This is a genomic window from Paenibacillus sp. N119s (assembly GCF_059447605.1).
In genome coordinates, this window is sequence record NZ_JCAJRU010000021.1 from 24,756 (window position 1) to 32,829 (window position 8,074).

The 8,074-nt window shown below is 46.4% G+C and carries 7 protein-coding genes and 4 tRNA genes; all 11 read right to left on the reverse strand.

Features of this window, described 5'->3' with window-relative positions; genetic code table 11:
• Window positions 1–13 precede the first annotated feature (13 nt).
• Window positions 14–1,153, reverse strand: a complete 1,140-nt coding sequence (gene tgt / locus AC5V8P_RS04855; protein WP_064796866.1) for a tRNA guanosine(34) transglycosylase Tgt — start codon at window positions 1,151–1,153, stop codon at window positions 14–16.
• 18 nt (window positions 1,154–1,171) lie between these two features.
• Complete coding sequence (gene queA, locus AC5V8P_RS04860; RefSeq protein WP_063212985.1) at window positions 1,172–2,200, reverse strand: tRNA preQ1(34) S-adenosylmethionine ribosyltransferase-isomerase QueA; 1,029 nt, start codon at window positions 2,198–2,200, stop codon at window positions 1,172–1,174.
• 7 nt (window positions 2,201–2,207) lie between these two features.
• On the reverse strand, window positions 2,208–4,295 hold the full coding sequence (locus tag AC5V8P_RS04865) for a SpoIID/LytB domain-containing protein (RefSeq protein ID WP_063213020.1): 2,088 nt from the start codon (window positions 4,293–4,295) through the stop codon (window positions 2,208–2,210).
• A gap of 232 nt (window positions 4,296–4,527) precedes the next feature.
• Entirely contained in the window at window positions 4,528–5,535 is a 1,008-nt protein-coding gene (gene ruvB, locus AC5V8P_RS04870) for a Holliday junction branch migration DNA helicase RuvB (protein ID WP_064796867.1), read from the reverse strand.
• Between the two features lie 50 nt (window positions 5,536–5,585).
• Window positions 5,586–6,200, reverse strand: coding sequence for a Holliday junction branch migration protein RuvA (gene ruvA, locus AC5V8P_RS04875; protein ID WP_064796868.1), 615 nt, complete (start codon window positions 6,198–6,200; stop codon window positions 5,586–5,588).
• Window positions 6,197–6,700 (reverse strand): crossover junction endodeoxyribonuclease RuvC, encoded by a 504-nt coding sequence (gene ruvC, locus AC5V8P_RS04880; RefSeq protein ID WP_025675038.1) that lies wholly within the window; start codon window positions 6,698–6,700, stop codon window positions 6,197–6,199. The genes ruvA and ruvC overlap by 4 nt, the downstream gene beginning before the upstream one ends.
• A gap of 226 nt (window positions 6,701–6,926) precedes the next feature.
• Window positions 6,927–7,628 (reverse strand): BofC C-terminal domain-containing protein, encoded by a 702-nt coding sequence (locus AC5V8P_RS04885; protein WP_064796869.1) that lies wholly within the window; start codon window positions 7,626–7,628, stop codon window positions 6,927–6,929.
• A gap of 114 nt (window positions 7,629–7,742) precedes the next feature.
• Window positions 7,743–7,816: transfer RNA gene (locus tag AC5V8P_RS04890), tRNA-Pro, on the reverse strand.
• Between the two features lie 8 nt (window positions 7,817–7,824).
• A tRNA-Leu gene (locus AC5V8P_RS04895) sits at window positions 7,825–7,904 on the reverse strand.
• Between the two features lie 12 nt (window positions 7,905–7,916).
• Window positions 7,917–7,993 (reverse strand) — tRNA-Arg (locus AC5V8P_RS04900).
• Between the two features lie 5 nt (window positions 7,994–7,998).
• A tRNA-Gly gene (locus tag AC5V8P_RS04905) sits at window positions 7,999–8,073 on the reverse strand.
• Window position 8,074 lies beyond the last annotated feature (1 nt).

Sequence of the window (8,074 nt, forward strand, 5' to 3'; positions counted from 1 at the left end):
TCTCCCCTAAAACTTAAAAGCCTTTATCATTATCATGAAGACCGTACTGCTCAAAAAATTCATCGCGGAAATCAAGCAGCCTGTCATCCATAATCGCTTGTCTGACATTACGCATCAATTGTATTAAGAAATGCAAGTTATGATACGTTGTCAGTCGGAGCCCGAAGGTTTCATCTGCTTTAATTAAATGTCGCAAATAAGCACGTGAATAATTACGACAAGTGTAGCAATCACACGCCGGATCAAGTGGCCCAAAATCGCTTGCATAATTCGCATTCCGAACGACAAGGCGTCCTTGACTTGTCATCGTTGTCCCGTTGCGAGCAATTCGAGTTGGAAGCACACAATCGAACATATCCACACCACGAATAGAGCCTTCAATCAAAGCATCCGGCGAACCTACGCCCATCAAATAACGTGGTTTGTTGGTAGGAAGCAGAGGAACCGTATAATCAAGCACTTCATACATCAAATGCTTAGGTTCACCTACACTCAGTCCACCAATAGCATACCCCGGGAAATCCATGGAAGTCAAATCTGCCGCACTTTGCTTGCGCAGATCTTCATGCATGCCTCCTTGTACAATGGCGAACAACCCTTGGTCATGAGGACGGGCATGTGCCTCCAAACAACGCTCAGCCCAACGGCTGGTGCGCTCCAATGACTTTTTCACGTATTCATACTCAGCTGGAAAAGGCGGACATTCATCGAAGGCCATCATAATATCCGAGCCAAGCGAGTTTTGGACTTTCATCGCCACTTCCGGAGAAAGAAACTTCTTATCTCCATTTAAATGAGAGCGGAAATGAACTCCCTCCTCTGAAATCTTACGCATTTCACTTAGGGAAAACACTTGGAATCCGCCACTGTCCGTTAAAATAGGACGATCCCAATTCATAAACTTGTGCAGACCGCCCGCTTCACGGATAATATCATGACCAGGACGAAGAAACAGATGGTACGTATTACTCAAAATAATTTGAGCATCCATTGCTTTCAATTCCTCAGGGCTCATTGTTTTAACAGTTGCTTGAGTTCCCACGGGCATAAAGGTTGGAGTCTCAATCACTCCGTGAGGTGTGTGTACACGCCCAAGACGAGCTCCAGATTGCTTACAGGTCTTAATATGTTCGTATCTTATTGCTGGTGCCATATTTTCTACCATCCTTAATTAATAAATGAACATTGCGTCCCCGAAGCTGAAGAACCGATATTTTTGGTCAATCGCTTCCTGGTAAGCATGCATAATATTCTCTCTGCCAGCTAGTGCGCTGACCAGCATAACCAAAGTGGATTTAGGCAAATGGAAATTCGTAATCATTGCATCCACCACACGGAATTGATAGCCTGGATAAATAAAAATCTGTGTCCAGCCACTGCTGGCCTGTAGCACACCATCTACGAGGTTATTGCCCACCGTCTCCAGCGTTCGACAACTGGTTGTTCCCACGGCCACAACTCTACCGCCACGCGCCTTAGTTGCATTGAGTATATCTGCCGTTTCCTGTGACAATGAATAGTATTCTTCATGCATAACATGCTCTTCAATCGTATCCACCGACATCGGTCTAAACGTTCCTAAACCAACATGAAGTGTGATAAAGGCAACGGTAACGCCCTTCTCTTTAATTTGGTCCAATAGTTCTTCTGTAAAATGTAACCCTGCCGTCGGAGCCGCAGCAGAACCCTCGTGCCGAGCATAAACGGTCTGATACCGCTCACGATCATCCAGCTGTTCCTTGATATACGGAGGAAGCGGCATCTGCCCCAAGCGATCCAGGATCTCCTGAAAAATACCATCATATGAAAATGAAAGTACCCTTCCGCCCATATCTCCTTCTTCCTCAATAACTGCTTTCAGTTCATCACCGAAAACAATAACAGCTCCCTTTTTCAGCTTTTTGCCGGGTTTCACTAATGCTTCCCATCGGTCTCCCTCCAGTTGTTTAAGCAGCAACACCTCGGCCTTAGCGCCAGTGTCTTGCTTGATGCCAAACAAGCGTGCAGGAATTACTCGGGTATCATTCAAAACCAGCGTATCCCCTGGCTGAAGATACTGCACAATATCCGAAAATGTATGATGTCCCACTTCACCGTTGTTTTTGTTTAACGTTAATAATCTAGAAGCGGTCCGCTCAAGCAAAGGCGTCTGTGCAATTAATGTTTCAGGTAGTTCAAAATCGTAGTCATTTACGTTCATATATTGGTCAGTCCTTAACTATATCCACATTTTTATAATAGTGTTGCAAAATTTTCTTGTAATCATACCCCTGCTCTGCCAAACCGTTGGCACCCCATTGGGATAAGCCCAAACCATGACCATTCCCTTTACCTGTAAAAATAAAGCTTTGCGTTTTGTCAATGACTCGTGCATGGCGATCTTCATTCATGACGACCACCCCGTTACCACTTGAAGTGCTGGTGCCAGATGCCGACAGAATTTGGGTACCTTGTGTGCCACTTACATGAGAAGTAGCTCCATCTGCGCCTAATACAGTATAACTGCCGGTACTCGCAATATCAAACAGTGTGCTCGGCAGTCCCCCCATCGCTGAGCGATACATATCCGGATATTTTACTTTTAAAGGGGCTCCATCTGCTTCAACCTCTAACACTCGCCCTGACGGTCCCCGTTTAGTGACATCGAGGTGATTAATAGAGGATGGTACCGTCCCGGTTATTTTCCCTTGCAAGGACTTAGCAATTTCAGCTGCTGTAAAGGGCCCCCTAACCCATGCATAATCTCCGGATTGAGGCACCTTTTCCAAAACAATCATCTCTTCGCCCGGCTGTACCTTTGCTATGGGTGTAACCGTAGATTGAATTTGGGGAATAGGACGCACATTTGTATTTTCTGCTGTAACTGTGATTTTGTCTAATCCCGCTTCTGTGACTCCCTCCAACTCCTTAGCATTATCCTCGCGAATATAACCTGTCTTGCCATTGGAGAGAAGCACATGATACCACTCCTGTGCACCTTTTTGTGCGGAAGTATCTCCCGAGCTGTCTACGCTGGCAAACGCTTCGCCACCACTATTCCATACCTCGGAAGCATCTGCTGTCACACCGCCTGCATTAGAGGAAAATACAGCTTCGACCACTTTGCCGCCATTCTTAATCACCTCACCAGCTGTTGCATCTACAGCCTCGTTGACATTCGCATGCTCCGAGCTTTTACCGTTGTAAGCCTGGCTTAGAGTGCCGTCTACTACATTGCCAATCTGAAACCGATTGCCTTGAGCAAGTGCATAACTACGAGCTGCTACCGCTTGAGCTTTAAGTGCTTCAGCTGGCCATGAGGAATAGACCTCTGCTCCAACTACGGAATACAAATACTGTTCCAAAGGGACTTCATTTACAAGCGCCAGCTGTCCTGACGTCGTGCTAATTTCCATGTCACCGCGATATGTACGTTGTGATCTTTCGACCACTTGGATTCCATTATTACCGCCGTTGACAATTACCTTACCATTATCAGACCCACTTAGCATGTAATGAGACATCACCTGTGAGCCTGTCGTTACTCCTGCTTCCTGCCTTATGATGAGACCGGTTTGGTTTACCTTGGAAAGGGTGAGTTTGGGTTGCTTGCTCTCTAGCTCTGTTTTCAAGGCTGACAGCTTGCTGTCATTGCTCTCTTCTCCAACCCATACAGCATACTGTCCCCTTGATTGAATCACAGTAAAAGCATCAAAACCTGCAGCAGCAATAGTTGTGCGAACAAGATTAGCCTCCTGCTCGGTTCCATAGCTTCCCGTCGACCAATGCTTGTTACCCTTAACTTCGGCCTGAGCTCCGGTTACTGAAGAAATCCGCTGTACAGCAGCCTGCGCAGACTGTTCACTAGCATATATGCCCGCATACACTTGATAGACAGAACTACCGTTTTTTGAACCGATAAAAACGGTAGGCTTGTCATTTGTCTTTTGCAGGGCTTGAGCCGCTTTTATCGCAGCCGCTTCATTTCCTTCAAGCACCTTCACCCGATAGCTGTCTACACTAAAACGAGCTGTACTGTCCGGCAGTCCCATCCAAGCCTGATAGCTGCCTCCACTATTCTGGCCGACACTCAGGCTCCCTGATGATTTCAAAGTTACAGCGGGGACTGTCGCTTTATATTTACTACCTAGATCCGCAAAGATCACTACGCGAATATCCTCTTGTGCGGCAGCAGCCTGAACACCTGAAGACCAGGGTATGCAAGCTGTAGCTAATACCATAATTAATGCCGCTCGTTTGACACGGCCTGTCCAAGCTTTGGACTTCTTATTTTGGTTCAATGTATATCTACTCATTTCTAGCTCCCCCAATTCTAGCTGACTAGCACTTGTATTACGTGATTTATCGGGATCTTGACCCGCGTCTATCCCTTTAAATACATCGGCGGAATAAAACAAAATGTGAACCCGCTCGAATCGGGCTTCCACACTTTCTTACCTCAATTCATCTGCCTATCCATTTCATTCATATCCCCTGCTTGCGAACAACCAGTCATCTATTTTTATGAGTACACCATGGTTTCCTTAGTTACCGTGGATCCGTTGGCATGGGAATTCCAAGGTGGGCATATGCCGCCGGGGTTACCGTTCGTCCCCGAGGTGTTCTTTGTAAAAGACCAATTTGCAACAAATAAGGCTCGTACACATCCTCAATCGTCTGGCTCTCTTCACCAATGGTCGCAGCGATGGTATCCAATCCTACAGGCCCGCCCCGGAATGAATGAATCATGGCTTTAAGCATTTTATGGTCAATTTCATCCAGCCCGAGTGGATCTATTTGAAGCCTCTTTAGTGCCTCTGTCGCCAATTCTGAATGAATAATACCGTCTCCAACAACTTGGGCAAAATCACGCACCCTTTTTAACAGTCGGTTGGCAATCCGCGGTGTCCCCCGTGAACGCAATGCGATTTCCTCCGCTGCGTCCCCGACAATCTCCATTTCCATAATATCCGCACTTCTAGACACGATGTAAGCCAGCTCGTCTTTCGTATAAAACTCTAATCGACTAATGACACCAAAGCGATCACGTAATGGCGCAGAAAGCAATCCAGCGCGTGTAGTAGCACCTATAAGAGTAAAGGGCGGCAAATCCAAACGCACCGAACGGGCACTTGGACCTTTGCCAATCATAATGTCCAGTGCAAAATCCTCCATCGCCGGATACATGACTTCTTCCACTGTACGATGAAGGCGATGAATCTCATCAATGAACAAAACATCCCCCTCTTGAAGATTGGTTAGCAATGCTGCCAAATCTCCCGGTCTTTCAATGGCAGGACCTGAAGTCGTACGCAAATTAACCCCCAGCTCATTGGCGATAATGTTAGCCAGAGTGGTTTTCCCCAATCCAGGTGGTCCGTACAACAAAACGTGGTCCAATGCTTCTTTACGCATCTTGGCCGCTTCAATATATATTTTCAAATTTTCTTTAACCTGATTTTGCCCGATATATTCATTTAGATAACGGGGGCGAAGGCTTAGCTCCGCCGTCTGGTCTTCCATCATCAAATTGGCGGAAATAATCCGGTCATCCATATTCCATCGCTCCTCTTTTTACCAGACTTCTCATCACGGACAACAGCGTCCTATCCGGCAAACAACAGTTGCAAAGCCCGTTTCATCAATATGTCGGCAGAATCATCAGGTTTCGCATCTTTCTTCATTTTGCTCCATACCTTATCTAACTCAGCATCCGTGTAACCGAGAGCTTTAAGCGCCTCACGCGCCTCACTCCAATACGAACCTTCACCTTCTTCTACAACGGGCTCCGCAAACAATCCGGTAGCCATTCCCAACGATCCAATACCGTCCAACTTGTCTTTCAAATCTAGAATCATACGTTGTGCTGTCTTCTTACCAATCCCCGGTAATTTGGTGAGGAATGTGATATTCTCCTGATAAATCGCCGTCACCACATGCGCAGGTGTACCGCCTCCCAAAATACCAAGCGCCACACGCGGTCCAATACCAGATACATCGATTAGTTTACGGAATAATTGCTGCTCCTCACGGGTTGCAAACCCAAACAGTAAAATAGCATCTTCCCTTACATGATGGTGAGTGTAAATAACCACCGGTCCTTCCGTTTTGGAGAACGCGTAAGGATTCGGACAAAATACCCGATACCCTACACCTTGCACATCCAAAACGACATATTCATTTTCCAAGTGAGCTACAGAACCACGCAAGAAATCTATCATTTTCGCAATACCTCATTTAATTTTGAATTTAACCCATAGGAATGCGCATGACAAATAGCCACTGCCAAAGCATCCGCTACGTCATCCGGTTTGGGTACAGCCTGGAGCTTTAGAAACATTCTAACCATCTCCTGTACCTGCTTCTTCTCTGCCTTGCCATACCCTACAATAGCCTGCTTTACCTGCATCGGCGTGTATTCCCCTATAGGCAAATTACGTTGTTTGGCAGCCAACACCAGTACCCCACGTGCCTGACTTACGGACATAGCTGTTGTAACGTTGCGATTAAAAAAGAGCTTCTCCAAAGCTACTGCATCCGGCTTATACTTATCAATTAATTGCAACATGCCTTCATACACATGAAGTAGCCTGTCTTCTTCCGGTGTATGGGCTTCCGTCTGAATACAGCCATATTGCACTGGAACCACCTTACTGCCGATCTTGTCTACAAACCCGAAGCCCACAATGGCTATACCCGGATCAATTCCTAGAAAACGCAAAAAAATCTCTCCCTATCGCTCAAACATGGCGCAACTAACCAACAGTCAGCACCATCGTCAATTTACATGACCTAATCCCATATAAAGCGAACATATGTGTCGTTCATTTCATTATAACAAAACTTTGTATCTAATAGAGGAAAAAGTTTAACCCATGAGTGAAAACATAAAAAGAGACGCTACAACTTCACCCCGTGGGCAAAGTCTAACGTCTCCGTATTTGTAATCAATAATGCTGCTTTAATACTCTCTGTGTTCGCTCCACTGCAAAGTCACTAAAAGTGGAGATTACACTGTTATACTCATTTATATCCTGTACACGGATTCCCTGCTGAAGTTGTTTATATACCCCTTCTGGCAAGGCTGTCTCCATGGAGCCTAAATCCAATTGAAAAAAGGTACGAATTACTTTCTCCTTTTTGGGCAGCCCCTCAAACAAAGTAAGCTGGCCATCAGTGCTCAATCCCATGTATGCGCGCTCTTTGCATGACTCCGACAAATCTTCCACCTTGCGCTCCAGCCACACTTCTCCTTTAGTATTAAGCCTTCCCTTCCAGTCGGGATGTTGTTCCAGTAAACTTTCCAGTTGCTGTGAACTTAATGTTCCCAAGGAAGTGGTCTCTGTACCACATATGTAGGTAGTTAACAAACGAGTCTTCCTGCTTATGCCAGAAGCACGAATACTTTGCAATAGCTGCATCTGCGAGGAACGATCTTCGGTAGAAGTATAATTTGATGACTCCCCCTCCACCTCTGCCATAACGGGAGTAGCCAGTGGTTGCGACAGCATAGCCTGCATATGATTCGAAAACAGAATGCCCAACCCTGCCAGTAAGCAAGCCGCACCCGAAATAATACATGCCCACACTGTTCTTCTCCACTGTTTCCAGCGCCGTTTCATCTGTTTTTTCCAACTTAATCGCTTCACAGTAATCCCTTCCGTCCCACTTTTTGTGTTAGTGTGACCTGGACATTACTGATTTATGCAAAAAATAATAACATAAAACAAAAAAGCCGCTGCTTCCAGCGACTTTCCTTTAAATCGGGATGACACGATTTGAACATGCGACCCCCTGGTCCCAAACCAGGTGCTCTACCAAGCTGAGCTACATCCCGAAAATAAATGCCGGTGAGAGGACTCGAACCTCCACGGTTTCCCTCACGATTTTGAGTCGCGCGCGTCTGCCAATTCCGCCACACCGGCTTATGAAGTTAATGGCGCGCCCTGAGAGATTCGAACTCCCGGCCTTTTGATTCGTAGTCAAACGCTCTATCCAGCTGAGCTAAGGGCGCAAATATGGAGCGGACGACGGGAATCGAACCCGCGACCCTCGCCTTGGCAAGGCGATGCTCTACCGCTGAGCCACGTCCGCA